Genomic DNA, 26,328 nt, shown 5'->3' with positions numbered 1-26,328 from the left:
TTTATTTTTGGAAAAAACTACAAATACGGGATAGATTTATTGTATATAATGACGATAACTATAAGTGATAATGAATTATAGAGAAAATATATAAAGAGATGAAATAAGAAGCAGGAGAGAACCTGAAAATCAGGCTCTCTCGGTGCATTCCTGAATCAGTGCATTCAGGAAATTTTTAATTTTCACATTGCCGTGCCGTACACTTTTTCCACGGATGAAATCCATTTCCCTTCGGACCTGTTCAAAGTTATACAGGGAGTTGGAGTAGGTTGTAAACGTGTCATTGGCGTAATCTTCAAGACCAAGGTTGGCAAGGTTGACCATTCCCATGTTGGCTGTCCGACGGATCCTTTGTTCCATGGATTTTGGATTGTCGCTGAACCGGCTGCAAAGTTCGCATAAAGTGACATTATCAACTTTCTGGTTATGTTGGATCAGATAATCGACAAGGGAAATGATATCCTTGCTGCCACGTTCACCGGTGATGCCAAGCTTTTGGAGAATTCCTTTTAACCGGATAATATAAGGTTTTTCAACTGTATCATTTATAAATCCCTGTGGCTGTACAAAATTCTGCTGGGTCTGGAAAATCGTCTGTACCTGCTGCAATGTCCGGCGGGCAGTCAGGGATTCACTGACCTTCCGGAGTATGGATTCTACTTCGATACTGTTGATCGGCTTATGAATATAAAATTCAATGCCTGCAGAATAGGCATCTGCGATCATATCTTTGGATGCAACCTGGGAAAGCATAATAAAAGTAAGATTCGGTGCATAAGAGCGGGCGCGTTTCACGAAAGTGATTCCGTCTATTTCCGGCATCAGAAGATCAACAATTACGATGTCTGGATTTATAAGAGTAAGATCCGTGAGTGCATCCACACCGTTTTCGGCAGTTCCGGCAATCTCTCCAAGTCCCCGGTCCCGTATAATACGTTTTAATATATGCAGTACATTTTTATCATCATCAATGAGATAGAATTTCATTTATAAACCGCTCCATTTCTCTTTTGGTATAGTAAGTGTGAAAACTGTTTTTCCGGGAACGGAAGCTACCTGGATGGTTCCGCCCAGACGGAGTTCGATAAAATCCTTTACCAGGCTAAGTCCAAGTCCCCGATTGACCTCGCCGGTTTCGTAATTGATCTTTGTGGAAAAACCCGGTTCAAAAATTTGTTCCATATCCTCAGGATCAATTCCGGGTCCATGATCTTCAACTTCAATAACATAAGAAGAATCCGTGGAGGATTGACGGACAGAAAGCTCGACCGAATTTCCGTCTGCTGCTTCAATCGCATTGTTGAAAAGATTGCGGAAGATTGAGAGCAGAAGATAATGGTTCTGTGTATATAGATTTTCCTCCAGTTGTATATTAAAAAAAAGTCGTTTCCCTTTTGGAAGGGATGCATCCAGGCTGCTTTTCAGAATGGTGAGGATATCATCCAGGCTCATTCCATCATTTTCAGAATTTAATTCCATTGAAGAGGAAAGTCCTCTTACGATTAGATTGTAGTCTTTTTTGATCTCGTGGACATCACGTGCAATCTGAAGTGCGGTGCGGGTGAGGGATTCGTCTATATTCCGTTCACTCATATCGTGGTAAAGCCGGTATGCGGTGCTCATGGTGTCCTCTATCATACGTGTACCTTTCTGCATCAGAACAACTTCGCCGTTAAGCTCAGAAATCAAAAGAAGAAGGTTCTGGTATCTCCGTGCATGTTCAGCACTCAGGAGACTGAACTTGTAATGGCTGAGACAGAACAGGAAAAGACCCGCAAGTGCAGTACGCAGAAGCGCAACCAGAAGGACACCTGCCTGGGACTGAAAAGAAAAAGCGTCTATATCCATACGGGTCAGCAGTTCTGTTATATTTGCCAGATAGTCAAAAAGAAACATCCAGGGCAGAGAATACATCGAAAGTTCATAGTCATTTTTACGGCAGTAGTGAAAAAAAAGGATTCCGTAGACCAGATAGAAAAACATTTCCGGAAAATAGCTCTGTGGATTCCAGCTGCCAAAGCGAAGCCAGTGCATCAGCGTACGGGAAAAGAAAACACAGAGGGCACTTATCACCGTAACCGGAAGAATCGGATATTTTCCAAAAAGGATCAGAGACATGAAAATGCCAAAAATTCCGATGGAAACACGAAAATCGCTTTCGAAAAGTGAGATGCTGATCTGGGCGCCAATGATAACAGCAGCACTGACCAGCAAAATGCGGGTATAACGTGAAAAACTTTTGGTCCACATAAGAAAGCCTCCTTTATTCAGATCATCTCTCTTACAGTCTACAGTCCGGTTAATAATTCAACCAGGAATACGCCGGCACATGAAAACAGGGAAACACAGATCAGACTTTTTCTGTTCCATGCAAGGATCAGTGCGATTGCAAAACCAATGGCGGCAGACCAGATATTGGCGGTGGCTGTCAGAATGGCCGGAAAGGTCATAACAGCCAGAGTTACATAAGGTACATAATATAAAAAAGATTTTATAAAAGTATTTTTGATCTCTTTCCTGATCAGCGTCAGTGGCAGCATACGGATCAGATAGGTGACGGCTGCCATGACAAAGATATACATATATAGATTATGCTTCAACGGAAGAATCCTCCTTATCTTCTGGATTTGTTTCTTCTTTTACAGGGAAGAAATACGCTGCGATTCCGGCAATCAGAATCGTAAGGATAATGATTCGGAAGCCAGAAGAAATCTGGCATAGCACAGGAGCTTTTGTGAAAAGGAAGCTTGCTGCCATGGAAATCACGACAATGGTTCCGATGATCTTGTTATCACGTGCCGGAGGAATAATGATTGCGATAAACATTCCATATAATGCAACGCTCAGTGCGCTGACGATTCGGTCAGGCAGGATATTTCCTGATACTACTCCGAGGAAAGTGCCAAGTGTCCAGCCAGGTGCGGCAAGTGCCATCACACCGTAAGAATACCATGGAGTAATCCTTCCGGGGCGGGATACGGATACGCCGAAGACTTCATCCGTTACACCGTATGCGATAAGAAAACGGTGGAAAAAAGGATAGTGGTTATCAATTTTCTGTGAAAGGGCACAGGACATCAGCGAATATCTGAGATTGATGATGAGCTGGGTGAATGCCATTTCAAAATAGGATGCGGATGCCGTAATCAGTGACAGACCAGCAAATTGCCCGGCGCTGGTCAGGTTTGTAAGGGAAATCAGAACAGCTTCCCAAGTGGAAAGTCCTGCATTTTTTGCCATGATACCAAAGGTAAATGATACCGCAATATAACCGAGACAGATGGGAATGCCGTCCTGTATCCCGGCTGCAAAATCCATTTTTCTGTTTCTACTCATGAAGTAAAACCTCTCTTTTGTAAATAATCCCCAAATTTGAATTGTTATTTTACTAACATTTTACCATGGAACAGTGGTCTTGAAAATGATGTTTTAAAAGAACTTGAAAAAAATTTACAGAAAGACTGGAAATATAGTGGTATTATGAGTTATAATAAATAGTGATAAATGAATGTGCAAACATAAGTACAAGTTATAAAAGGAGATTGAAGCATGGAAATGTTATCTATTGAAAAAGAACTGCAGAGCAATTCTTATCCCGGAAGAGGGATCATCATCGGAAAGTCTGCCGACGGAAGCAAAGCGGTAACAGCTTATTTTATCATGGGAAGAAGTGAGAACAGCCGTAATCGTGTCTTTGTAGAAGAGGGAGAAGGAATCCGCACACAGGCATTTGACGAGTCAAAGCTGACAGACCCAAGCTTAATTATCTACGCACCGGTGCGTGTACTCGGCAATAAGACGATCGTTACAAACGGAGATCAGACTGATACAATTTATGAAGGTATGGACAGACAGATGACGTTTGAACAGTCCCTTCGAAGCCGTGAATTTGAACCGGATGGACCAAACTACACACCACGTATTTCCGGTATCATGCACATTGAGAACGGAAAATATAACTATGCAATGTCCATTTTGAAGAGCAATAACGGAAATCCGGATGCATGCAACCGTTACACCTTTGCATATGAGAATCCGGTAGCCGGAGAAGGACATTTTATCCACACATACAAGTGTGATGGAAATCCGCTTCCGAGTTTTGAAGGAGAACCAAAGCTTGTTGCAATTCCGGATGATATGGACACATTTGCAGATACACTCTGGAACAGTCTGAATGCAGATAATAAAGTATCTCTGTTTGTAAGATATATTGATATTGAGACAGGAACATACGAAAGCAAGATCATCAATAAGAATAAATAGTATACAAAGGTGAAGAAGGAGCAGGAATCATGAATGAATTAGAACTCAAATATGGATGTAACCCAAATCAGAAGCCGTCACGTATCTATATGAAAGACGGAAGTGATCTCCCGATCAAAGTTCTGATGGGCCGTCCGGGATATATCAACTTTCTGGATGCATTTAACGGATGGCAGCTGGTATCGGAATTAAAAAAAGCAACCGGACTTCCGGCAGCAACTTCCTTTAAGCATGTGTCACCGGCAGGTGCTGCAGTCGGACTGCCACTGGATGAAACTCTTGCAAAAATTTACTGGGTAGATGACCTTGGAGAACTTTCTCCGCTTGCAAGTGCTTATGCACGTGCAAGAGGCGCAGACCGTATGTCTTCATTCGGTGATTTTATTGCGCTTTCTGATGTCTGCGATGTTGATACGGCAAGACTGATCAAGAGAGAAGTGTCGGATGGAGTGATCGCACCTGGATATGAACCGGAAGCACTGGAGATTCTTGCACAGAAAAAGAAAGGTAATTACAATGTGATCCAGATCGATCCGAATTATGTTCCGGCACCTACAGAACACAAGGATGTATTTGGTATTACCTTTGAGCAGGGAAGAAATGAACTGAAGATCGATGATGATTTCTTCTCAAATATAGTGACTGAGAACAAAGAAATTCCGGATCACGCAAAGAGAGATCTTGCAATTTCCATGATTACTTTAAAATATACACAGTCAAATTCTGTATGCTATGTAAAAGACGGACAGGCAATCGGAATCGGAGCCGGACAGCAGTCCCGTATCCACTGTACCCGTCTTGCAGGACAGAAGGCAGATAACTGGTGGCTGAGACAATGCCCGAAAGTACTTGCTCTTCCATTTAAAGAAGGAATCAAGCGTGCAGACCGAGATAATGCAATTGATCTGTATATTGGTGAAGAATATATGGACGTACTGGCTGACGGAACCTGGGAAAATATTTTCACTGAAAAACCGGAAGTATTTACCAGAGAAGAAAAGAGAGCATGGCTTGATAAGCTGACGGGTGTGGCACTTGGATCAGACGCATTCTTTCCGTTTGGAGATAACATCGAACGTGCACATAAGAGCGGTGTTACATATATTGCAGAACCGGGTGGATCAATCCGTGATGACAATGTAATCGATACCTGCAACAAATACAACATGGCGATGGCATTTACCGGAATCCGTTTATTCCATCACTAAGATAATAAAGAAGCAAAGTTCCTGCAGAGGTAGAAGATCTACCTTTGCGGGAATTTTTTATTTTTAACAGAAAATGGAGCTTTCTATTGTATAAAAAAGATTCCGGAAGAATAATCTGTTGAAAAAATAAACAGATATGCGACAAATGTGGAAAAATGTCGTTAAAAAATAAACAGAACCGATAATCTGAAGATTTATTATTTAGTAAGGGATTACATAATATATATGTAACAGCCAGCAGGAGGAGGCGAATCTATGGGTATTATTGAAATCCTTTTAATTTCAATCGGGCTTTCATTTGATGTATTTGTTGTACATATCTGTGTTGGAGCAGGATTTTCGAGGAAGCATGGAAAAGACACACTTTTATCCAGTCTGATTTTTGGAGGAATGCAGCTCTTTGCACTGATCCTGGGAAATGTTGTTGCAGATATTCTGAAGCCGGACAGAAAAATGAATGAGACGATTTCAACAGCAGCAAGTGGATGGGAGCTTTTGTCGGTGCTGATATTTATCGGACTTGGCATTTATATGATCTGTAAATCAAGAAATAATAAGCAGATCTTTGAGCGGAGAAACGATGAAATAAACTGGAAACGGCTTAGAAAACTGGCAGTACTTACCAGCGTAGATGCGTATTTTGCCGGAATGGGTATCGGATTCTGGAGTGTGGAGATCCTGGAACAGGGAATGGTATTGCTTCCGGTTACGATCATTCAGTGCTTTCTTGGTGTGGAGGTCGGATATAGATTGGGCTGTGAATATAACTGCAAAGCTTACTGGATCGGTGGGATATTATTCCTGATCGCCGGGGCAGATATGGTGGTTACGCATTTTTTATTTTAAAATAGTCTGCAAATAAAAAGTCAAGCAGAAATTAATGAACTTTGAAAATTTATACAGGTTGAACGTAAGACACGAAAATAAGACCACCGCGATGCGCTAGTCTGGTAGAAGTTAAAAAGTGATATTAAATAGTTTCATTATTCGACAAGTTGGATAGATATTCTCTTACCCGACCGTAATAAATCCGGAGAAATTTGTTTGCCCCGGCAGTCATATAAACATAATAAGGTTTGCCTTCGGATCGTTTTTTATCCATAAAGGCATAAACAGGATCATCCACTGGAGATCGTTTGATAAGACTGTCCATGATCTGAAAAAGAGTTTTACGCAGGTAGGGAGACCCCTTTTTAGAGGTTCGCACACTGTTCTGTATGTGCTTTCCAGAATCATTTTTACCGGGATCAACACCTGCAAAAGCAGTAAGGGCTTCCCGGTGTGTAAAACGGGAAACATCCCCAATCTCAGCGATAAGCTGCGGACCAAGGGTTGCCCCTACACCGTTCATATCCATAACAACCGGATATTCCGGAAGCGTGGATGCAAGCTCATTCATTTTTGAACGGAGCGATTCTACTGTTTTCGAAGCAGTGTTTAGTAATGCTACTGCCTGCCATATCAACATTTTTGTGATGTCATTCTTTGGAAATACGGCAATCAGGTCAGAGGAAATTTGATAAATTTTCGCTGCTTTCTCTGCACTGAAGTTATAGTTTTTACGTTTGCACCAATTCTGGTAATGCTCCGTAAAGGCATTTAATGACTTGGAGCGGACGCAATCGACATGCCAGTAGGTATGAATGAAATCTACCCATTTTTGGCTGCCGTCATTGCGGGCAGGACTGTCAAAGAAATCATTGGCTCCCGGATAAGTCTGGTCGATCAGCGCAATGAGATTGTTTTTCATTGCAGTTTTCTGAGCCATATAGAATCCAAATTGTCGGTTCATAGTTTTTAGTTGGTTACGTGTTTTATCCATGATTCCATATTGCTTCAGTTTAGCCCAACGGTCAAGAGTATAACGTGCGATTTTTTTAGAATCTGCCTTATCTGTCTTGGGTGTGCGGAGGGAATCATCACCGAAATCTCTGATCAGGATAGGATTTACGGCACTGACAAAGATACCGGCATCAGAAAGCCATGTGGCAACCGGTTCATAGTATCTGCCGGTATGCTCCATGCAGACTTTGGTTTCGCCTTCAAGGCTTTTGATCTGTTTGATCAGGTCGTTTATGGCAGACTGGGTGTGAGGGATATCGCAGGGGGACATAAGAACCACATCTCCTGGTTTTCGGATAGTGACAGTGCTTTTTCCTTTGGAAACATCAATACCAACAGCGTTCATAACAGATACTCCTTTGTAATGTATTAGTAATGGTCAATACCAGTTTTCTCATTGCCTATTCAATCTACTGGGTGTTTCACACGAACGTATCAAGGTTCAACCTGCATAAAACGAATGCTGCGAAAGAGTGGCTGGTTGGCTGACTATTTTACGGACGTAAAGTCCTGAGAGAAGGAGGCCAGACCTATTGCTCCACTCATTCTAACAGCTTAAGCAACAAGATGGATAATTCCTTACTGGCTGTAAGGGATATTAACCATAAATATATTGTAGTAGCAGGAGGAAAAGAGTATGGGCGAATTGACACATAAAGCAGCAAGGGCAGCATTTGGCGGAGCAATTGATTTGGCAATGCGAAAAATGGATAAAGACAGAGAAAAAGGTCTGCTTGATCTTGTTGATCTGACCGAGCGTTTCATGGGAGACAATTTCCAGAAGAGCTCCTATGAAGGCGCAAGAAAGATGATACAGGATCCGGATTCGAAGTGGATGAGTTATGTGAATCGTGCATTAGATGAAATTGACCCGCATGTTATTAAACAGACAGCATTAAACCTTGGATTTGAAGCGGCGTTCCATGGAACGAAGACAATCCGCAGTATGAGAGAGGTACATCAGTGCAATATTCCGTGGCTGATCCTGATGGATCCGACAAGTGCATGTAATCTTCATTGTACCGGATGCTGGGCGGCAGAATATGGGCATAAACTGAATCTTACATATGAAGAGATGGACAGCATCATTACGCAGGGAAAAGAACTGGGGATTTATTTCTATATGTATACAGGCGGGGAACCGTTAGTAAGAAAAAAAGATATTATCAGACTTTGTGAAAAGCATTATGACTGCGAATTCCATGCATTTACAAATGGAACACTGGTGGATGATGAATTTTGCGAAGAGATGAGAAGAGTCGGCAACCTGTCCCTTTCAATTAGTCTGGAAGGATTTGAAGAGGTCAATGACATGCGCCGTGGAGAGGGTGTATTCGACAAGGTTATGGCAGCTATGGATCGGTTAAAGAAATATGGACTGATCTTCGGTACGTCAATCTGTTATACCAGAAAGAACATTGAAACGGTTACATCGGATGAATTCCTGGATATGATCATCGGAAAGGGATGTCGTTTCACCTGGTATTTCCATTATATGCCGGTTGGAAATGATGCAGCACCGGATCTGCTCCCGACAAAGGAACAGAGAGAATATATGTATCACCGGGTAAGAGAAATCCGCGGTGCAACAGGTGGAAAGCCGATTTATGCAATGGATTTCCAGAATGACGGAGAATTTGTCGGAGGCTGTATCGCAGGTGGAAGAAACTACTGCCATATCAATGCGAATGGAGATGTAGAACCATGTGTATTTATTCACTACTCTTCTGCAAATATTCGGGAAGTCACTCTGCTGGAAGCTCTGAAACAGCCACTCTTTATGGCATACAGAGACCGGCAGCCTTTTAATAGCAATCATTTGCGTCCTTGCCCGATGCTTGAAAATCCGGAGATTCTTCAGGAAATGATCAAAGAGACCGGTGCAAAATCGACCGATCTGCAGTCACCGGAAAGTGCGGAACATTTGTGCAGTAAGTGCAAAGCTTATGCCTGTGAGTGGAAAAAAACGGCAGATCAACTATGGAAAGAGCATCCGCATCAGCAGAAGGGTTACACAAATTACAAAAAACGCGTGGAAAAGCAGTAAAAAAACAGAAAAAAAGCGGTTTGAAAAAGTGTTTTGTTTGTGATAGAATATTCGTCAAGAGAAATGGGCAGGAAAAAGAGGACAACACATGGAAAGAAAAAGAGAATTAACAAAAATCCTGCTTGCGGAAAGCTTTAAGGAACTACTGATAAAAGGATCTTTTGATAAGATAACGATTAAAATGATCACAGATCAGGCGGGAGTCATTAGACCGACTTTTTATAATTACTTTCAGGATAAGTATGAAGTGATGGAATGGCTTCTGGAGACGGAGGTTTTTCAGCATATCCGTGAGATGACCGAAGACGGGATGGAAAGAGAAGCCATTTATCTGTTGTTCCGAAAGATGGAGAAAGACCGGATTTATTATCAGAAAGCATTTGAAGCGACCGGTCAGAATGGGTTTGAGGAAATTCTTGAAAAGAAGATCCGTCAGCTGATCGAAGAGATGGTGGGCAGACATAAGATCAAGCTTGAGAAGCTTCAGGGAATAAAAGACAAAAAGATTTTTCTGGAGTTCCATACGATTACCGTTGTAACCGGACTCAAATACTGGCTGACCAGCCGGGATATTCATCTGTCGGCGGATGAAGCGATGGAGTATTATCTGTTCCTGATGTCGCATCCTATTTTGGAGCTGCTTGAAAAGTAAAGAACAAAATATAAATTTGAGAAGAATCTGGGATATTCCGGGTTCTTCTTTTTGTTTTTCTGTCAGAAAATTCTGATAGAGCGTTCTGATAAATAAAAGGGAATACGTTCTGGAGAGGTATATTCTTTTGAAATTGTAGAAAATAAAAAATGTTATCTAAACTGCTTGACGGATTTCTATTACAGAGTTATTATGAACATATGAACAGTTGCTCATATGTTCAGTGAGAGAAAATTTTTCAGGAGGAAAGAAAGATGAAGAAAAAATTTAAAATGGTAGACCTTGATTGCGCAAACTGTGCAGCAAAAATGGAAGATGCAATCAAAAAAATTGATGGTGTAAATGATGCAACGGTAAGTTTTATGATGCAGAAGCTTACGATTGATGCAGATGATGCAAGATTTGATGAGATCATGCAGGAAGTCGTTGATGTATGCAAGAAGGTAGAGCCGGATTGCCAGATTCAGCTGTAAAACCGGAAAAGGTATGAAAGGGGAGAGGCTTCTATGATGAAAAAACAGAAAATAATGCTGTACCGTATTATCGCAGCGGCAGTTATTTATGTTCCTCTTTTTGTACTGGAACATATGGGAAAACTGGAATTTCAGTCCGAAATTCCGGTGCAGTTTTTGTTATTTATGATACCTTATCTGATCGTGGGATGGGACATCATTTACCGGGCTGTGCGCAATATCAGTCATGGTCAGGTATTTGATGAGAACTTTCTGATGTGTATAGCAACGTTTGGTGCACTTGGAGTAAAGGAATATTCGGAAGCGGTAGCGGTTATGTTGTTCTATCAGATCGGGGAGTTATTCCAGAGTTATGCAGTCAACCGTTCCCGCCAGTCAATCAGTGCAATGATGGATATCTGTCCGGAATATGCGAATATTGAAGAAGACGGAAAGCTCAAACAGGTTGATCCGGATGATGTAGAGATTGGTACAGAGATCGTCATCAAAGCAGGAGAGAGAGTTCCTCTCGATGGTGTGGTTGTATCGGGAACATCCTTTGTAGATACTTCTGCACTGACCGGAGAGTCGGTTCCGCGAGAAGTAACAGAAGGTTCCGAGATTATCAGCGGTTGTGTAAATGGAAGCGGACTTCTTAAGGTGCGCACAACGAAAGAGTTTGATGATTCTACAGTTGCGAAGATTCTGGAACTGGTTGAAAATGCCAGCAGCAAAAAGGCACATGTAGAGAACTTCATTACAAAGTTTGCAAAATACTATACGCCGATCGTGGTTTGTGCGGCAGTTGTACTTGCATTCCTTCCACCAATCATTCTTGGCGGTGGATTTGCAGAATGGATTCAGAGAGCATGTATTTTCCTTGTAATCTCCTGCCCATGTGCACTGGTGATCTCTGTTCCACTTGGTTTTTTTGGAGGAATCGGAGCAGCATCCAAACAAGGCGTTCTGGTAAAGGGAAGCAATTATCTGGAAGCACTCTCTGAGATGAAAACGATTGTATTTGATAAGACTGGTACACTGACAAAAGGTGAATTCGTTGTATCAGAAGTTATTCCGAACGGATGGGAAAAAGAAGGACTTCTTGAAGTGGCAGCCCTTGCGGAAGGCTATTCCGATCATCCAATCTCAGCAGCACTCAAGAAAGCGTACGAAGAAGCGGAGCTTGGTGAGTTGTCCATGGACAGGGTGGAACAGGCTGAAGAAATCGCCGGACACGGAATCAAGGCAAAGATCGACGGAAGAGTTGTCTATGCCGGAAATGCAAAGCTGATGGAAGAAAAAGGCGTGGAATATGAGTCATGCACAGTCCCTGGTACGGTCGTATATCTGGCGGCTGAAAAAGAATTCCTCGGGACCATTGTAATTTCTGATACGGTCAAACCGGAAGCCAAACGTGCGATCGCGCAGCTCAAACAAAGCGGTGTCAAAAAGACAGTTATGCTTACCGGTGACAGAAAAGATGTCGGTGAAGCAGTAGCAGAAAGCCTTGGAATCGATGAAGTCTACACAGATCTCCTTCCGGGGGATAAGGTAGATAAGGTTGAAGCACTTCTCGGAGAACTCGGTGAGAAAGAAAAGCTTGGTTTTGTTGGTGATGGTATCAATGATGCACCGGTACTCTCCAGAGCTGATATCGGAATCGCAATGGGAAGCATGGGATCCGATGCTGCAATCGAAGCCGCAGATGTTGTTCTGATGGATGATAATATCCTTAAGATATCCTCCATTATGAGAATTGCAGGAAAAACTCTCCAGATCGTACATCAGAATATCGTCTTTGCCCTCGGTGTCAAAGTTCTGGTCCTCATCCTGGGAGCCCTCGGCATGGCCAATATGTGGGAAGCCGTCTTTGCCGATGTAGGAGTATCCGTAATCGCAATCCTGAACTCTATGAGAACACTGAAAGTAAAATAGATGTCAAAAGCATAATGTAAAACAAGAAAGAATTATCCTTAACGTGATGGGGATAATTCTTTTTTGTTTCATAGGAAATTCCAAAGGAACTTCCTATGAAATAAAAGGCACTGCGTGCCGGAGATGCGCACTCGCACGAAGATGAAGAATGTCGCAAGCGACCGCGCTCGGCGCGAGAATGTGCCGAGGCACATTATTTCTGTTGCTTTGCCACACTAATTTATTCTACTTGCTTTTTTGTCAGCGACAGTGTAAAATGACAAAACGGATTAGAATAGTGAAACCAAGAAGGGAGATACAAGATGGAACTGTTTATAGATATACTAAAAGATACAACAATTGACACTGTGAAACTGATACCTTTCCTTTTTCTGACATACCTTGCGATGGAATATCTGGAGAATAAAGCCGGTCAGAAGACGGTGCGGATGCTTCTTGGAGCAGGGAAAAAAGGACCTGTGATCGGTGGGATCCTGGGCGTTGTTCCGCAGTGCGGATTTTCGGCAGCAGCAGCAAATCTGTATTCCGGCGGAGTCATCACAGTTGGAACGATGATCGCTGTTTTTCTGTCTACATCAGATGAGATGCTTCCGATCCTGATCTCAGAGCAGGCGGATGTCCGTAAGATCATGGCAATTTTAATCGGAAAGATCATCGTTGGTATTGTTGCAGGGATTCTGGTTGATATCGGAGTGCGGGTGCTAGGCAAAGGATACCAGAGAGGGCTGCACATTCATGATATCTGTGAGCATGACCACTGTCACTGTGAAGAAGGAAGTATTGTAAAATCAGCACTCATCCATTCGGTACAGATTCTGGTATTTATATATGTAATTTCTTTTGCGTTAAATGCAGTTGTGGAGTGGATTGGAATGGAAGAGGTCATGAACGTGGTGACGCATTATCCAATTGCCGGAATTTTTCTGGCTGGTCTTGTCGGCCTGATTCCGAACTGTGCAGCTTCTATTACAATTACGAAATTTTATCTTGAGGGAGTCTTAAATGTCGGCAGTATGTTTGCCGGACTTTTGTCATGTGCCGGAATCGGACTGATCGTGCTTTTTAAGACGAACCATAGTTGGAAGAAGAATGTGATGATCGTCACAACACTTTACGGAATCAGTGTAGTGTGTGGAATTATAGTGGAAATCCTGTTTGGAATGTAGTACAATATCCTTATATGCCGCAGAAGCCTAAAAGGAACGAAAGAAGTGGATTTGAGATGGCTAAAAAAGGATTTATTGCAGAATTCAAAGAGTTTATTGCAAGGGGAAATGTAATGGATCTTGCAGTCGGCGTTATTATTGGTGGTGCATTCCAGTCGATTGTGAATTCTCTTGTAAATGATATGATCATGCCGGTGATCAGTCTTCTGACTGGTGGGGTCAATTTTTCCAACTGGGTGATCCGGATCGGATCTGGTGAGAATGACACGATCAAATATGGCAATTTTATTACAGCGGTGATCAACTTTCTTCTGATGGCACTTGTTATTTTTTGTTTTGTAAAAGTGATGAACAATCTTGCTTCAAGAACAGAAAAGCTGCTTAAGAAGGAGGAAGAAGCACCGGCAGCACCGGCTACGAAGATCTGCCCGTACTGCATGTCAGAAATCCCGATCGCGGCAACCAGATGTGCATACTGTACATCTGAGCTTCCGGCTGAGGATACGGACAAAGAAGAATAAAGAAAAGACAGGAATAATACGACAGAGAGGAACATAAAAACAATGGAGAAAATTATTTTAACAGGTGACAGACCAACCGGACGGCTTCATGTCGGACATTATGTTGGATCCTTAAAGCGAAGAGTAGAACTGCAGAATTCCGGAGAATATGACAAGATCTTTATCATGATCGCAGATGCACAGGCACTGACTGATAATGCAGATAACCCGGAAAAGGTACGTCAGAATATTATTGAGGTTGCACTGGATTATCTGTCATGCGGACTGGATCCGGAGAAATCCACGATTTTCATCCAGTCACAGGTACCGGAACTGACAGAACTTTCTTTTTATTATATGAATCTGGTTACGGTATCCCGTCTTCAGAGAAACCCAACGGTTAAATCGGAGATCCAGATGCGTAATTTTGAAGCAAGTATTCCGGTAGGATTCTTTACTTATCCGATCAGCCAGGCAGCAGATATCACAGCGTTTAAGGCAACGACTGTACCGGTAGGTGAGGATCAGCTTCCGATGATCGAACAGTGCCGTGAGATCGTACACAAATTCAACAGTGTATATGGAGAAGCATTGGTTATGCCGAAAGCGCTGATTCCGGAGAACGAAAGCTGTTGCCGTCTTCCTGGAACGGATGGAAAAGCAAAGATGAGTAAATCCCTTGGTAACTGTATTTATCTGTCTGATTCCGAGGAAGAAGTAAGACAGAAGATCATGGGAATGTATACAGATCCGAATCATTTGAAGGTATCTGATCCGGGACAGGTAGAAGGAAATTCCGTTTTCACTTATCTGGATGCATTCTGTACAGATGAACATTTTGAAAAATATCTGCCGGATTATAAGAATCTGGATGAATTGAAGGATCATTACAGACGTGGTGGACTTGGTGACGTTAAGGTTAAGAAGTTCCTGAATGCGGTTATGCAGGAAGAGCTTGCACCGATCCGTGCAAGAAGAAAAGAACTGGAGAAGAAGATTCCGGAGATCTACGAGATCCTTCATAAAGGAAGTATTGAAGCTGAAAAAGTGGCAGCACAGACTTTAAAAGAAGTAAAAGATGCGATGAAGATCAACTATTTTGAAGATCAGCAGTTGATCCGGGAACAGACAGCAAGATTTGCAGAATAAAGAAAGGCTTTAAGCCGGAGGAGAGATAATAATTATGGGTAAATATTTCGGAACAGATGGATTCCGTGGAGAAGCCAATGTAGTACTGACGGTAGAGCATGCGTTTAAGGTAGGACGTTATCTTGGCTGGTATTACGGACAGGAACACAAGGCAAGAATCGTGATCGGTAAAGATACCAGAAGAAGCAGCTATATGTTTGAATATGCACTGGCGGCAGGACTTACTGCGTCAGGAGCAGATGCATATCTTCTTCATGTGACGACAACTCCAAGCGTGTCTTACGTGGTAAGAACCGAAGATTTTGACTGCGGAATCATGATTTCTGCAAGCCATAACCCGTACTATGATAATGGAATCAAAGTGATCAACAGTAAAGGTCAGAAGCTGGAAGCAGAAGTAGAAGCCAAAGTGGAAGCTTATATTGATGGGGAATCCGGAGAAATTCCGCTTGCTAAAAAAGAGGCGATCGGAAGAACCGTAGATTATGCAGCAGGAAGAAACCGTTATATCGGACATTTGATCAGTCTGGCAACCCGTTCTTTTAAAGAGGTGAAAGTCGGACTGGATTGTTCCAACGGAAGTTCTTCAAGTATTGCTAAAAGCGTATTTGATGCACTTGGAGCAAAAACTTATGTGATCAATAATGAGCCGGATGGAACCAATATCAACACAAATTGCGGCTCTACACATATTAACGTGCTTCAGGAATATGTAAAAGAAAATGGTCTGGATGTCGGATTTGCATACGATGGAGATGCGGACCGCTGCATCGCTGTTGATGAGAATGGAAATGTTGTTGACGGGGATCTGATCCTTTATGTGTGTGGCAAATATATGAAAGAACATGGTCAGTTAAAAGACGATACCATCGTTACTACTATCATGTCGAATCTTGGACTTTATAAAGCATGCGACAAGATTGGCATGAAGTACGAAAAGACACAGGTCGGCGACAAATATGTCTATGAGAACATGATCAAGAATGGATTCATGCTGGGCGGTGAACAGTCCGGACATATTATTTTCAGTAAGCATGCAACGACAGGAGATGGTATTCTGACTTCTCTGATGCTGATGGAAGTTATCATGGAGACCAAACAGTCCCTCGGACAGCTGACAGAAGAAGTGAAGATCTATCCACAGCTTCTGAAAAATGTGCGTGTGGCAGATAAGAAGACAGCAAGGGAGAATCCGGAAGTGGTCAAAGCAGTCGATGCAGTTGCAGAAGCACTTGGAGATGACGGAAGAATCCTTGTCCGTGAAAGTGGAACGGAACCGGTAATCCGTGTCATGGTTGAAGCGGCGACGGACGAGCTTTGCGAAAAGTATGTGACTCAGGTAATCGATGTGATTGAAAAAGAAGGACTCATCGTAGAATAAAAAATCTGAAATAGAATCGTGCAGAAAAGGATAGCTTGCAGATGAAAGTCTGTGGGCCATCCTTTTTTAGTTTGCGAACCATAGTCTGGATGTTTGAAAAATATTATTTGAATAATAAAGAAAAATGTTCTGCCGGTATAGATTTTCTATATTTTGACATGCTATTAAAAAAACATGGAGGAAAAAGAAATGGAGGAAATGTTTTGTTTTCAATGCCAGCAGACCGCTCATAACACGGGCTGCGAAGGACATACAGGTGTATGTGGGAAAAAGTCGGATACAGCAAATCTTCAAGATGAACTGACTGGTGAACTGATCCGGCTGGCAAGGGCAGTTGCAGAAAATGAAAGAAGCAGATCTTCGGATGAACTGATGTTAAAAGGTCTGTTTACCACGATTACAAATGTAAATTTCAACAGTGATACAGTGAAAAAACTGTCAGATGAGATCAGAGAAGAAGCAGAAAACAGAAAACCAGGAAAAGATGCTTATAATGTACAGAAGATCTGGGAGGCACCGGAAGATATCCGTTCGTTAAAGTCATTGATCTTGTTTGGCTTACGAGGGACTGCAGCATATGCTTATCATGCATGGGTACTGGGATATGTGGATGCGGAGATTATGAATTTCTTTTATAAGGGAATGAGGATTCTGGGAGAAGAAAAAGGGATGGAAGAACTGCTTCCGGTAGTCATAGAAACCGGTAAAATCAACCTGCGCTGCATGGAACTTCTGGATAAAGCAAACACGGAAAGTTATGGAGATCCAATTCCGACAGAAGTTCCACTTACGATAGAAAAGGGACCGTTTATTGTAGTCAGTGGTCATGATCTGCATGATATGAAGCTGCTTCTGGAGCAGACCAAAGATAAAGGCATCAATATTTATACGCACAGTGAAATGCTTCCGGCACACGGATATCCAAAATTAAAGGAATATCCGCATTTGAAAGGCAATTTCGGAACGGCCTGGCAGAGTCAGCAATTTGAGTTCCATAATATTCCTGCGCCAATTTTATTTACGACAAATTGTCTGATGCCGGTCAGACAGAGCTATGCAGACCGGGTGTTTACAACTTCGGTGGTGTCTTATCCGGAGATGGTTCATATTGGTGCGGACAAAGATTTTACGCCGGTTATTGCAAAAGCATTGGAATGCGGTGGATATCCGGAAGATCATCCGATGACAGGGATTAATGGAGGAACAACTGTGATGACCGGATTTGCACACAACGCAGTTCTGGAAAATGCAGGAAAGATCGTGGATTTGGTAAAGCAGGGGAAAATCAGGCATTTCTTTCTGATCGGAGGCTGTGATGGCGCAGCACCAGGTCGGAGCTACTATACGGAATTTGCGAAAAATACACCGATGGATACGATCATCCTGACGCTGGCATGTGGAAAATACAGATTGAATGATCTGAGGCTCGGAGAAATTGAGGGGATTCCAAGAATTTTGGATATGGGACAGTGTAATGATGCGTACAGTGCGATTAAAGTTGCAATTGCTCTTGCAGAAGCGTTTGGGTGTGAGGTAAATGAACTTCCACTGTCTATGATCCTGTCATGGTATGAACAGAAAGCGGTTGCGATTCTGCTGACACTTCTGGCGCTCGGAATCAAAAATATTTACCTGGGTCCGACGCTTCCGGCGTTTGTGTCACCGAATGTTCTGAATTACCTGGTACAAGAGTATCAGATTACCCCAATCAGTACAGTAGATGAGGATCTGAAGAAAATTTTAGGTTGAAGAGGTTTGAACGTGAGAGAAAGAAATCGGAAATAAGAAATGAAAAGCATTACTTCTGAAACGGAAAGCACAAAAAGTGTGAGTAAGAAGAGGTAGTGCTTTTTTACATACTGTTTCCTTTACAAAAAGTGTCGTCTGTGCTAACATAAATATAACAATGGCGATGCCGGTACAATAGAAAAAGGAGTGCGTTTTATGCTGATTGAAATTGATTTTAACAGTGATGAGGCGATTTATATACAGCTCAGGAATCAGATCATTATGGGAATTGCCACTTCGACGATTCATGAAGGAGATACTTTGCCGTCTGTGAGACAGCTGGCAGATAATATCGGAATCAATATGCATACAGTGAATAAGGCATACAATGTCCTGCGGCAGGAAGGTTTTCTTCAGCTTGACAGACGAAGAGGTGCGGTGATCTGTATTGATGAAGATAAGCTGGAAGCTTTGCAGGATCTGAAAGAGCAGCTTCGGGTACTTCTGGCAAAAGGAAGTTGCAAAAACATTACGAAAGAAGAAGTTCATGAACTGGTAGACGAGATCTATGCAGATTATGAACAGAGATAGATTGAAAAAAGGAGACTAAAATTATATGGCAGAAAAGCAATATACAAGGCAGGCGCAGGAAGCGCTGAATATGGCACGGAAGATTGCAGCCGAACTGAAGCATCCATATGTTGGGACAGAACATCTTCTTTTCGGGCTTAAGAGGGTTTTTACCGGAGTTGCAGGGCAGGTGCTTGATAAGAATAAAGTCGATGAAGAACAGATGGAAAAAGCAATGGATATCCTTGTATCTGCTCCTGAGGCAGCTAAGAAGGAAAGAAAGCATCTGGAGTACAGTCCGAGACTTCGATATATTCTGGAAGAAAGCCAGAATGAGGCAGTGCAGCTTGCATCTGAAAAAGTCGGAACCGAACATCTTCTGCTTACAATGCTCAAAGATGGAGATTGTGTGGCTACCCGTATGTTGATGACCCTGAATGTAAATATTCAAAAACTTTTTCAGGATCTTCTGCTTGCGGCGGGAATCGATCCGAAAGAGTATATGGAAAATCAGAAGGATGGGGAAACTGTTGGCGGAATTATAGACCAGTACAGTACGGATCTGACACAGGAAGCAAGAGAAGGAAAGCTGGATCCGGTTATTGGACGTGAAAAAGAAATTGCACGTATCATGGAGATCCTGAGCAGACGGACCAAGAATAATCCGTGCCTTGTGGGAGAGCCGGGAGTCGGTAAGACAGCAATCGTGGAAGGACTTGCAAGACAGATCGCGGAAGGAATTGTTCCGGAAAGCATGAAAGATAAGCGGATCATGGTGCTGGATCTTCCGGGGATGATTGCAGGATCCAAGTATCGTGGTGAATTTGAAGAGCGCATGAAAAAACTGATCCGTGAGGTAAAGACGGCGGGCAATATTATCCTTTTCTTAGATGAACTTCATACCATTATCGGTGCCGGTGGTGCAGAGGGCGCGATTGATGCATCCAATATTCTGAAACCATCTCTGGCAAGAGGGGAGATGCAGCTGATCGGTGCAACAACTCTTACGGAATACCGCAAGTATATTGAGAAGGATGCGGCTCTGGAAAGAAGATTCCAGCCGGTTACGGTTGAAGAACCGACAGAAGACGAGTGTATCCGGATCCTGGAAGGTCTGAAAGAAAAATATGAGGCTCATCATGATGTAGAGATCGAAGAGGATGCGTTGAAAGCGGCAGTACATATGTCATGCCGTTATATCAATGACCGTTTCCTTCCGGATAAGGCAATTGATGTGTTGGATGAAAGCTGTTCAAAAGTAAAACTTCGTGGATTTAAAGTGCCGGAGAATATTGTTGGGACAGAAATCCGCTGTGGAAAGCTGGAGCAGGAAAAAGAAGCGGCGCTGAAAGCAGGAGATATTGAAAAAGCATCGGAGCTCCATAGAGAACAGAAGGAAGCAGAAAAGAAATTAGAGCAGGCGAAAAAGCGTTTCAATAAAAAGAATGAAAAGAAAAAAGTTCCGGTAACTGAAGAAGATGTTGCGGATGTAATTTCCATGTGGACACGAATCCCGGTAACAAGACTGAATGAATCTGAGAGCGAACGCCTGAAAAAGCTGGATAAAACACTGGAGAAGCGTGTGATTGGTCAGGAAGAGGCAATCCAGGCACTTTCCAAAGCGGTAAAACGAGGAAGAGTTGGATTGAAAGATCCGGCACGTCCGATTGGTTCATTCTTATTCCTTGGTCCTACAGGTGTCGGAAAGACGGAGCTTTCCAAAGCTCTTGCAGAAGCACTCTTTGGCAATGAAGAGGATATGATCCGGGTAGATATGTCCGAATATATGGAGAAGCACAGTGTATCCAAGATGATCGGATCGCCTCCGGGGTATGTGGGACATGAGGATGGCGGACAGCTCAGCGAAAAAGTACGCAGAAATCCATATTCTGTCATTTTGTTTGATGAGATTGAGAAAGCACATCCGGATGTGTTTAATATTTTACTTCAGGTACTGGATGACGGACATATTACGGATTCGCAGGGAAGAAAAGTAGATTTCCGCAATACGGTTATCATTATGACGTCCAATGCAGGTGCCAAGGCAATCATTGAACCGAAGAAGCTTGGATTTACCCAGCAGGAAGACCAGAAGGCGGATTACAAGCGTATGAAAGCAAATGTGATGGACGAAGTAAAGCAGTTATTCCGCCCAGAGTTCCTGAACCGTATTGATGAGATCATCGTATTCCATCCGCTGAATGAGGACAATATGAAGAAGATCGTAGGGCTGATGTGTAAAGAAGTTGTGCAGAGAGCAAAAGAGCAGCTTGAAATTATACTGGTTGTGCGTGATTCTGTGAAGAAGCATATCGTTGAGACCGGAAGTGACAAGAAGTATGGTGCAAGACCGCTGAGAAGGGCAGTACAGAGCCAGTTGGAAGACAAACTTGCGGAAGCACTTTTGAATGGTGAGATCAAACGTGGAGACCATGTGGAAGCCGGTATTTCTAAAAAGGAAATAAAATTTACAGTCAGAGAGATAAACAGCTAGCAAAAGAAGAAGTTTTATTATATAATAAGAAAAACGGTTCGGATGTGGAAAATTCACAGTCCACAAGTCGAAAGAGAAAGACCATTAGGAGGATTTGAACAATGACAGTAGTCAAAGAGCTTATCAGAAGTGAATTAGACGGAACACTCAGTTTCGGTGATTACACTCTGGATACAAAGACAAAAAAGGATGGATTTGAATTTCAGGGAGATATATATAAAGTAAAGACATTTAAAGAGATTACAAAGCTTGAAAAGAATGGAATGTTCGTATATGAATCTGTTCCGGGAACTGCAGTAGAGCATTTTGAAGTATCAGAAGATGTGATCTCATTCAAGGTATCAGGGACAGGAGATGCACAGATCACACTGGAACTTGAACCGGATACAGATTATATCGTATATATGAATGATATGAATGTTGGTGATATGAAGACAAACTTAAGCGCAAAGCTTAGTGTAAGTGCGGAACTTGGAAAAGAAAGCGTTGAGATCAAGGTTGTAAGAAAGTAGGACAATGATTACAGCAAGAGTTGTTTGAAGTACATAGGTATTTAAGAAAAGTAAAAGAGTCTGCTTCGGCAGGCTCTTTCTTTACCGAAAGTGTATAAACTGGGAACAGGCAAGAGAAGCAGTTAGTAATTTTTTAAGATAGATAAGGAGATGGAATATGGCGAAGGCAAAAAAGTCGGTTTTTTTCTGCCAGAATTGTGGACATGAAGAATCAAAATGGCTGGGGCAGTGCCCAATGTGCAAGGAATGGAACTCTTTCGTGGAAGAGTGTGTGACAACGTCGAATACGGCAGCAGTTAAAGCGGCAAAAGAGATTCGTATTGTACCATTGTCAGAAGTAAAGACAGAGAATGAAGAGCGGGTGACAACCGAGATTAAAGAACTGGATCGTGTACTGGGAGGCGGAATCGTACCGGGTTCCCTGATTCTGGTAGGCGGTGATCCGGGAATCGGTAAGTCAACGCTGCTCCTGCAGGTGTGTCAGAAACTGGCAAAAAAAGAACGAAAGGTTTTGTACATATCAGGGGAAGAATCGCTTCGCCAGATTAAATTGCGTGCACAGAGGATGGGAGAATTTAATGAACATCTGCTTTTGCTTTGTGAGACTAATCTGGAACTGATTCGCAATGTGATTGAAAAGGAAAAACCAGATACCGTGATCATTGATTCGATTCAGACAATGTACAGTGAAGAAGTCGGTTCCGCACCTGGAAGTGTGTCGCAGGTCAGAGAGGCAACAAATACGCTGATGCAGCTTGCAAAAGGGCTTGGGATTTCGATTTTTATTGTCGGACATGTTACAAAAGAAGGAACTGTCGCCGGTCCAAGAGTATTGGAACATATGGTAGATACGGTTCTGTATTTTGAAGGAGACAGGCATGCATCTTACCGGATTCTTCGAGGAGTGAAAAATCGTTTTGGTTCGACGAATGAGATTGGTGTATTTGAAATGCGAAGAGATGGTCTTCGGGAGGTGGAAAATCCATCAGAATTTATGCTGAATGGGCGCCCGGAAAATGCATCTGGATCTGTTGTGGCATGTTCTATGGAAGGAACACGTCCGATCTTGCTGGAAATCCAGGCGCTGGTATGCGAAAGCAATTTTGGAATGCCAAGAAGAACAGCAGCAGGAACAGATTACAACAGGGTGAACCTTCTGATGGCGGTTTTGGAAAAAAGGATTGGATATCATCTTGGAAATTATGATGCCTATGTGAATATTGCCGGAGGTATCAAGATCAATGAACCTGCGATAGACCTTGGAATCGTGATGGCGATCGTATCAAGCTATAAGAACAGACCATTTGATGAACGGACGATTGTGTTTGGAGAAGTTGGATTAAGTGGAGAAGTCCGGGCGGTAAATATGCCGGAACAGCGGGTGGCAGAGGCGAAGAAGCTTGGATTTGAGACGTGTATTGTGCCAGAAGTATCTCTGGATAGCGTGAAGAGTATTGGTGGGATCAAAATCATTGGAGTGAAAAGCATTAACGAGGCAATCGGACTGATTGAGTAGGAGAACATGTAAAGAGGAAACAGGATAGATGTGATAATTTCTGTTCCCTCTTTTACATAGCAATGATGTTGGAGTCAAAAGGTATTTTGACCCCTTTGATACCAGATTGCTACGTGCTTTGCACTCTCGCAATCCTCAAAAACATTCGTAATCCGCTCATTTTTCTTTGAAAAATGGCTACTTACTCATGTTTTTGGCGGGTCAAGAGGTCAAAAATCCTCTTGCAAGCAAGCTTGCATCGGCTTTCTGACCTTTTGACCCTGATATCATAGCAATTACGAAATTATAAAAGTTAAAGGTCTTTAAAGATTTCGATTCTGGCGAGTAAGGAAATAGCTTACTTAAACGGAAGACTGAACTGAAGCACAAAAATGTCAGAATATTCTGAATTGCGCAAAATATAAAAACAACATTGACAATTCAGGAAAGGCGTGGTAAGATAACATTCGTTCGCTGGTCGAGACAGAGACTAAGGAGTGGCATGCAGAGGCAGAGCGGATGAAAAATAAAAAGTTTTGCATAAAAATTCGAGCATGAGTATGGGAATATTCAGACGAAAACTTTGAAAAAAGTAAATTGCAAAAAGAAATCAAAAAGCTGTTGACAAGCCTTGATGAATATGCTATTCTAAATAAGCTGTCGCGTGAGGGACTGCTTCACAACAGCAAAAAAAGAAATAAAAAAGTTGTTGACAAACATGAAACGCTTTGATATAATATAAAAGCTGTCGCATGAAACGGCAATAACAAAAAAGAACATTGATAACTGAACAATAGACAACAAACCCTGAAAATTCTTACAAGAGATTTTTCAAGAACGGACATCGAAAGATGTCGAACCAGAACAGTAAACAGGAACAGAATTGCCAAGCGATTCTGACCCGGATACAAACATTTTTAACGAGAGTTTGATCCTGGCTCAGGATGAACGCTGGCGGCGTGCTTAACACATGCAAGTCGAACGAAGCACTTATCTTTGATTCTTCGGATGAAGAGGTTTGTGACTGAGTGGCGGACGGGTGAGTAACGCGTGGGTAACCTGCCTCATACAGGGGGATAACAGTTAGAAATGACTGCTAATACCGCATAAGACCACGGAGCCGCATGGCTCAGTGGGAAAAACTCCGGTGGTATGAGATGGACCCGCGTCTGATTAGGTAGTTGGTGGGGTAACGGCCTACCAAGCCAACGATCAGTAGCCGACCTGAGAGGGTGACCGGCCACATTGGGACTGAGACACGGCCCAAACTCCTACGGGAGGCAGCAGTGGGGAATATTGCACAATGGGGGAAACCCTGATGCAGCGACGCCGCGTGAGCGAAGAAGTATTTCGGTATGTAAAGCTCTATCAGCAGGGAAGAAAATGACGGTACCTGACTAAGAAGCACCGGCTAAATACGTGCCAGCAGCCGCGGTAATACGTATGGTGCAAGCGTTATCCGGATTTACTGGGTGTAAAGGGAGCGTAGACGGCTGTGTAAGTCTGAAGTGAAAGCCCGGGGCTCAACCCCGGGACTGCTTTGGAAACTATGCAGCTAGAGTGTCGGAGAGGTAAGTGGAATTCCCAGTGTAGCGGTGAAATGCGTAGATATTGGGAGGAACACCAGTGGCGAAGGCGGCTTACTGGACGATGACTGACGTTGAGGCTCGAAAGCGTGGGGAGCAAACAGGATTAGATACCCTGGTAGTCCACGCCGTAAACGATGACTACTAGGTGTCGGGGAGCAAAGCTCTTCGGTGCCGCAGCAAACGCAATAAGTAGTCCACCTGGGGAGTACGTTCGCAAGAATGAAACTCAAAGGAATTGACGGGGACCCGCACAAGCGGTGGAGCATGTGGTTTAATTCGAAGCAACGCGAAGAACCTTACCTGCTCTTGACATCCCGGTGACCGGCGTGTAATGACGCCTTTTCTTCGGAACACCGGTGACAGGTGGTGCATGGTTGTCGTCAGCTCGTGTCGTGAGATGTTGGGTTAAGTCCCGCAACGAGCGCAACCCTTATCTTCAGTAGCCAGCATTTTGGATGGGCACTCTGGAGAGACTGCCAGGGATAACCTGGAGGAAGGTGGGGATGACGTCAAATCATCATGCCCCTTATGAGCAGGGCTACACACGTGCTACAATGGCGTAAACAAAGGGAAGCAAACCTGCGAGGGTAAGCAAATCTCAAAAATAACGTCTCAGTTCGGATTGTAGTCTGCAACTCGACTACATGAAGCTGGAATCGCTAGTAATCGCGAATCAGCATGTCGCGGTGAATACGTTCCCGGGTCTTGTACACACCGCCCGTCACACCATGGGAGTTGGTAACGCCCGAAGTCAGTGACCCAACCGTAAGGAGGGAGCTGCCGAAGGTGGGACCGATAACTGGGGTGAAGTCGTAACAAGGTAGCCGTATCGGAAGGTGCGGCTGGATCACCTCCTTTCTAAGGAAGCTGGATAAAAAGTAGGACGCGAAAGCGGCTGAATCAATCCAACTAAAACGGAAGAAGAAGTAAGGAAAGTTCGTTGTCTATTGTTGAGTTATCAGTAAAGGAAGTTCTTTTCGCAGAGCTCAAAGAACAGCTTTCGTTCTAAGCTCAGAAAGACTTCGCTAAGAACTCAATGCTTCTGGTGGCGATGCGGTCAGGGGACACACCCGTTCCCATCTCGAACACGATGGTTAAGACCTGATCGGCCGATGGTACTGCACTGGAGACGGTGTGGGAGAGCAGGTGGCCGCCAGATTATAAAAAGTTTAATATGAAAAAAAAATGAATTGATCTTTACCAGTGATCAGAGATTAAAAAGGATTTTGGTTTCTGATGACTGATAAACATCAGTCAGACATGTACATTGAAAACTGCATACAAAAATAAATCAATTCTCAAATAGAGAAAGACATCCGAGGTGATCATCACCGCAAGGTAATGA

The 26,328-nt window shown here is 43.0% G+C and carries 21 protein-coding genes and 2 rRNA genes; 18 read left to right on the top strand and 5 right to left on the bottom strand.

What is annotated here, in order from left to right:
• Window positions 1-129: 129 nt before the first annotated feature.
• Genes NQ556_RS12215 through NQ556_RS12200 form a run of 4 tightly spaced genes read right to left on the bottom strand, consistent with a single transcriptional unit; the run spans window position 130 to window position 3,336 of the window.
• Window positions 130-987, bottom strand: a complete 858-nt coding sequence (locus NQ556_RS12215) for a response regulator (RefSeq protein WP_008373282.1) — start codon at window positions 985-987, stop codon at window positions 130-132.
• Window positions 988-2,250 (bottom strand): sensor histidine kinase, encoded by a 1,263-nt coding sequence (locus tag NQ556_RS12210; RefSeq protein ID WP_022220772.1) that lies wholly within the window; start codon window positions 2,248-2,250, stop codon window positions 988-990. It abuts the gene before it with no gap.
• Between the two features lie 38 nt (window positions 2,251-2,288).
• Window positions 2,289-2,600 carry an AzlD domain-containing protein gene (locus NQ556_RS12205; protein ID WP_022220771.1) on the bottom strand — a complete coding sequence of 104 codons (312 nt, stop codon included), beginning with the start codon at window positions 2,598-2,600 and terminating at the stop codon, window positions 2,289-2,291.
• Window positions 2,590-3,336: an AzlC family ABC transporter permease gene (locus NQ556_RS12200; RefSeq protein ID WP_008373289.1), complete on the bottom strand. Its 747-nt coding sequence runs from the start codon at window positions 3,334-3,336 to the stop codon at window positions 2,590-2,592. The genes NQ556_RS12205 and NQ556_RS12200 overlap by 11 nt, the downstream gene beginning before the upstream one ends.
• A 213-nt stretch (window positions 3,337-3,549) precedes the next feature.
• Between NQ556_RS12200 and NQ556_RS12195 the strand changes: the two genes are divergently transcribed.
• The 3 genes from NQ556_RS12195 (at window position 3,550) to NQ556_RS12185 (ending at window position 6,317) form a co-directional block, all read left to right on the top strand.
• A complete protein-coding gene (locus NQ556_RS12195) occupies window positions 3,550-4,263 on the top strand; it encodes an IMP cyclohydrolase (protein WP_008373293.1) in 714 nt (237 codons plus the stop codon).
• 29 nt (window positions 4,264-4,292) lie between these two features.
• Entirely contained in the window at window positions 4,293-5,471 is a 1,179-nt protein-coding gene (locus NQ556_RS12190) for a phosphoribosylaminoimidazolecarboxamide formyltransferase (RefSeq protein WP_008373294.1), read from the top strand.
• 255 nt (window positions 5,472-5,726) lie between these two features.
• Window positions 5,727-6,317, top strand: coding sequence for a manganese efflux pump MntP (locus NQ556_RS12185; protein ID WP_008373296.1), 591 nt, complete (start codon window positions 5,727-5,729; stop codon window positions 6,315-6,317).
• 124 nt (window positions 6,318-6,441) lie between these two features.
• Here NQ556_RS12185 and NQ556_RS12180 read toward each other — a convergent pair whose 3' ends face one another.
• Entirely contained in the window at window positions 6,442-7,659 is a 1,218-nt protein-coding gene (locus NQ556_RS12180; RefSeq protein ID WP_022220632.1) for an IS110 family RNA-guided transposase, read from the bottom strand.
• Window positions 7,660-7,950: 291 nt separating this feature from the next.
• Between NQ556_RS12180 and NQ556_RS12175 the strand changes: the two genes are divergently transcribed.
• The 15 genes from NQ556_RS12175 to rrf all read left to right on the top strand — a co-directional run bounded on the left by NQ556_RS12175 (window position 7,951) and on the right by rrf (window position 26,142).
• On the top strand, window positions 7,951-9,360 hold the full coding sequence (locus NQ556_RS12175; RefSeq protein ID WP_008368588.1) for a radical SAM protein: 1,410 nt from the start codon (window positions 7,951-7,953) through the stop codon (window positions 9,358-9,360).
• A gap of 88 nt (window positions 9,361-9,448) precedes the next feature.
• A complete protein-coding gene (locus tag NQ556_RS12170; protein WP_022220520.1) occupies window positions 9,449-10,012 on the top strand; it encodes a TetR family transcriptional regulator in 564 nt (187 codons plus the stop codon).
• Between the two features lie 254 nt (window positions 10,013-10,266).
• On the top strand, window positions 10,267-10,485 hold the full coding sequence (locus tag NQ556_RS12165) for a cation transporter (protein ID WP_008368584.1): 219 nt from the start codon (window positions 10,267-10,269) through the stop codon (window positions 10,483-10,485).
• 33 nt (window positions 10,486-10,518) lie between these two features.
• Window positions 10,519-12,399: a heavy metal translocating P-type ATPase gene (locus NQ556_RS12160; RefSeq protein WP_204576046.1), complete on the top strand. Its 1,881-nt coding sequence runs from the start codon at window positions 10,519-10,521 to the stop codon at window positions 12,397-12,399.
• 302 nt (window positions 12,400-12,701) lie between these two features.
• Entirely contained in the window at window positions 12,702-13,565 is an 864-nt protein-coding gene (locus NQ556_RS12155) for an arsenic efflux protein (RefSeq protein ID WP_008368575.1), read from the top strand.
• A 56-nt stretch (window positions 13,566-13,621) separates the two neighbouring features.
• Window positions 13,622-14,086 (top strand): large conductance mechanosensitive channel protein MscL, encoded by a 465-nt coding sequence (gene mscL, locus NQ556_RS12150; protein WP_022220518.1) that lies wholly within the window; start codon window positions 13,622-13,624, stop codon window positions 14,084-14,086.
• A gap of 42 nt (window positions 14,087-14,128) precedes the next feature.
• Entirely contained in the window at window positions 14,129-15,214 is a 1,086-nt protein-coding gene (gene trpS / locus NQ556_RS12145; RefSeq protein ID WP_008368572.1) for a tryptophan--tRNA ligase, read from the top strand.
• Between the two features lie 34 nt (window positions 15,215-15,248).
• Entirely contained in the window at window positions 15,249-16,595 is a 1,347-nt protein-coding gene (gene glmM / locus NQ556_RS12140; protein ID WP_008368570.1) for a phosphoglucosamine mutase, read from the top strand.
• Window positions 16,596-16,793: 198 nt separating this feature from the next.
• Window positions 16,794-18,344 (top strand): hydroxylamine reductase, encoded by a 1,551-nt coding sequence (hcp, locus tag NQ556_RS12135; protein ID WP_416387200.1) that lies wholly within the window; start codon window positions 16,794-16,796, stop codon window positions 18,342-18,344.
• Between the two features lie 195 nt (window positions 18,345-18,539).
• Complete coding sequence (locus NQ556_RS12130; RefSeq protein WP_008368566.1) at window positions 18,540-18,914, top strand: GntR family transcriptional regulator; 375 nt, start codon at window positions 18,540-18,542, stop codon at window positions 18,912-18,914.
• 25 nt (window positions 18,915-18,939) lie between these two features.
• A complete protein-coding gene (locus NQ556_RS12125) occupies window positions 18,940-21,387 on the top strand; it encodes an ATP-dependent Clp protease ATP-binding subunit (protein WP_008368564.1) in 2,448 nt (815 codons plus the stop codon).
• Window positions 21,388-21,488: 101 nt separating this feature from the next.
• Window positions 21,489-21,899, top strand: a complete 411-nt coding sequence (locus tag NQ556_RS12120) for a hypothetical protein (protein ID WP_008368562.1) — start codon at window positions 21,489-21,491, stop codon at window positions 21,897-21,899.
• Window positions 21,900-22,056: 157 nt separating this feature from the next.
• Window positions 22,057-23,415, top strand: coding sequence for a DNA repair protein RadA (radA, locus tag NQ556_RS12115; protein ID WP_022220515.1), 1,359 nt, complete (start codon window positions 22,057-22,059; stop codon window positions 23,413-23,415).
• A gap of 895 nt (window positions 23,416-24,310) precedes the next feature.
• Window positions 24,311-25,841, top strand: a 16S ribosomal RNA gene (locus tag NQ556_RS12110).
• Window positions 25,842-26,024: 183 nt separating this feature from the next.
• Window positions 26,025-26,142: ribosomal RNA gene (gene rrf / locus NQ556_RS12105) — 5S ribosomal RNA — on the top strand.
• Window positions 26,143-26,328 lie beyond the last annotated feature (186 nt).

The sequence above is a fragment of the Coprococcus comes ATCC 27758 genome (assembly GCF_025149785.1).
Classification (GTDB): domain Bacteria; phylum Bacillota; class Clostridia; order Lachnospirales; family Lachnospiraceae; genus Allocoprococcus; species Allocoprococcus comes.
The sequence above is the reverse complement of the archived record's forward strand: the minus strand, read 5'-3'. Positions and strand labels throughout refer to the sequence as shown.

Coding starts and splice junctions, on each gene's coding strand:
- NQ556_RS12170 (WP_022220520.1), top strand. CDS start 9,449: ATGGAAAGAAAAAGAGAATTAACAAAAATCCTGCTTGCGGAAAGCTTT.
- glmM (WP_008368570.1), top strand. CDS start 15,249: ATGGGTAAATATTTCGGAACAGATGGATTCCGTGGAGAAGCCAATGTA.
- NQ556_RS12185 (WP_008373296.1), top strand. CDS start 5,727: ATGGGTATTATTGAAATCCTTTTAATTTCAATCGGGCTTTCATTTGAT.
- NQ556_RS12190 (WP_008373294.1), top strand. CDS start 4,293: ATGAATGAATTAGAACTCAAATATGGATGTAACCCAAATCAGAAGCCG.
- NQ556_RS12120 (WP_008368562.1), top strand. CDS start 21,489: ATGACAGTAGTCAAAGAGCTTATCAGAAGTGAATTAGACGGAACACTC.
- NQ556_RS12210 (WP_022220772.1), bottom strand. CDS start 2,250: ATGTGGACCAAAAGTTTTTCACGTTATACCCGCATTTTGCTGGTCAGT.
- NQ556_RS12195 (WP_008373293.1), top strand. CDS start 3,550: ATGGAAATGTTATCTATTGAAAAAGAACTGCAGAGCAATTCTTATCCC.
- hcp (WP_416387200.1), top strand. CDS start 16,794: ATGTTTTGTTTTCAATGCCAGCAGACCGCTCATAACACGGGCTGCGAA.
- NQ556_RS12165 (WP_008368584.1), top strand. CDS start 10,267: ATGAAGAAAAAATTTAAAATGGTAGACCTTGATTGCGCAAACTGTGCA.
- NQ556_RS12155 (WP_008368575.1), top strand. CDS start 12,702: ATGGAACTGTTTATAGATATACTAAAAGATACAACAATTGACACTGTG.
- NQ556_RS12215 (WP_008373282.1), bottom strand. CDS start 987: ATGAAATTCTATCTCATTGATGATGATAAAAATGTACTGCATATATTA.
- NQ556_RS12160 (WP_204576046.1), top strand. CDS start 10,519: ATGATGAAAAAACAGAAAATAATGCTGTACCGTATTATCGCAGCGGCA.
- NQ556_RS12175 (WP_008368588.1), top strand. CDS start 7,951: ATGGGCGAATTGACACATAAAGCAGCAAGGGCAGCATTTGGCGGAGCA.
- radA (WP_022220515.1), top strand. CDS start 22,057: ATGGCGAAGGCAAAAAAGTCGGTTTTTTTCTGCCAGAATTGTGGACAT.
- NQ556_RS12125 (WP_008368564.1), top strand. CDS start 18,940: ATGGCAGAAAAGCAATATACAAGGCAGGCGCAGGAAGCGCTGAATATG.
- trpS (WP_008368572.1), top strand. CDS start 14,129: ATGGAGAAAATTATTTTAACAGGTGACAGACCAACCGGACGGCTTCAT.
- NQ556_RS12180 (WP_022220632.1), bottom strand. CDS start 7,659: ATGAACGCTGTTGGTATTGATGTTTCCAAAGGAAAAAGCACTGTCACT.
- NQ556_RS12130 (WP_008368566.1), top strand. CDS start 18,540: ATGCTGATTGAAATTGATTTTAACAGTGATGAGGCGATTTATATACAG.
- mscL (WP_022220518.1), top strand. CDS start 13,622: ATGGCTAAAAAAGGATTTATTGCAGAATTCAAAGAGTTTATTGCAAGG.
- NQ556_RS12200 (WP_008373289.1), bottom strand. CDS start 3,336: ATGAGTAGAAACAGAAAAATGGATTTTGCAGCCGGGATACAGGACGGC.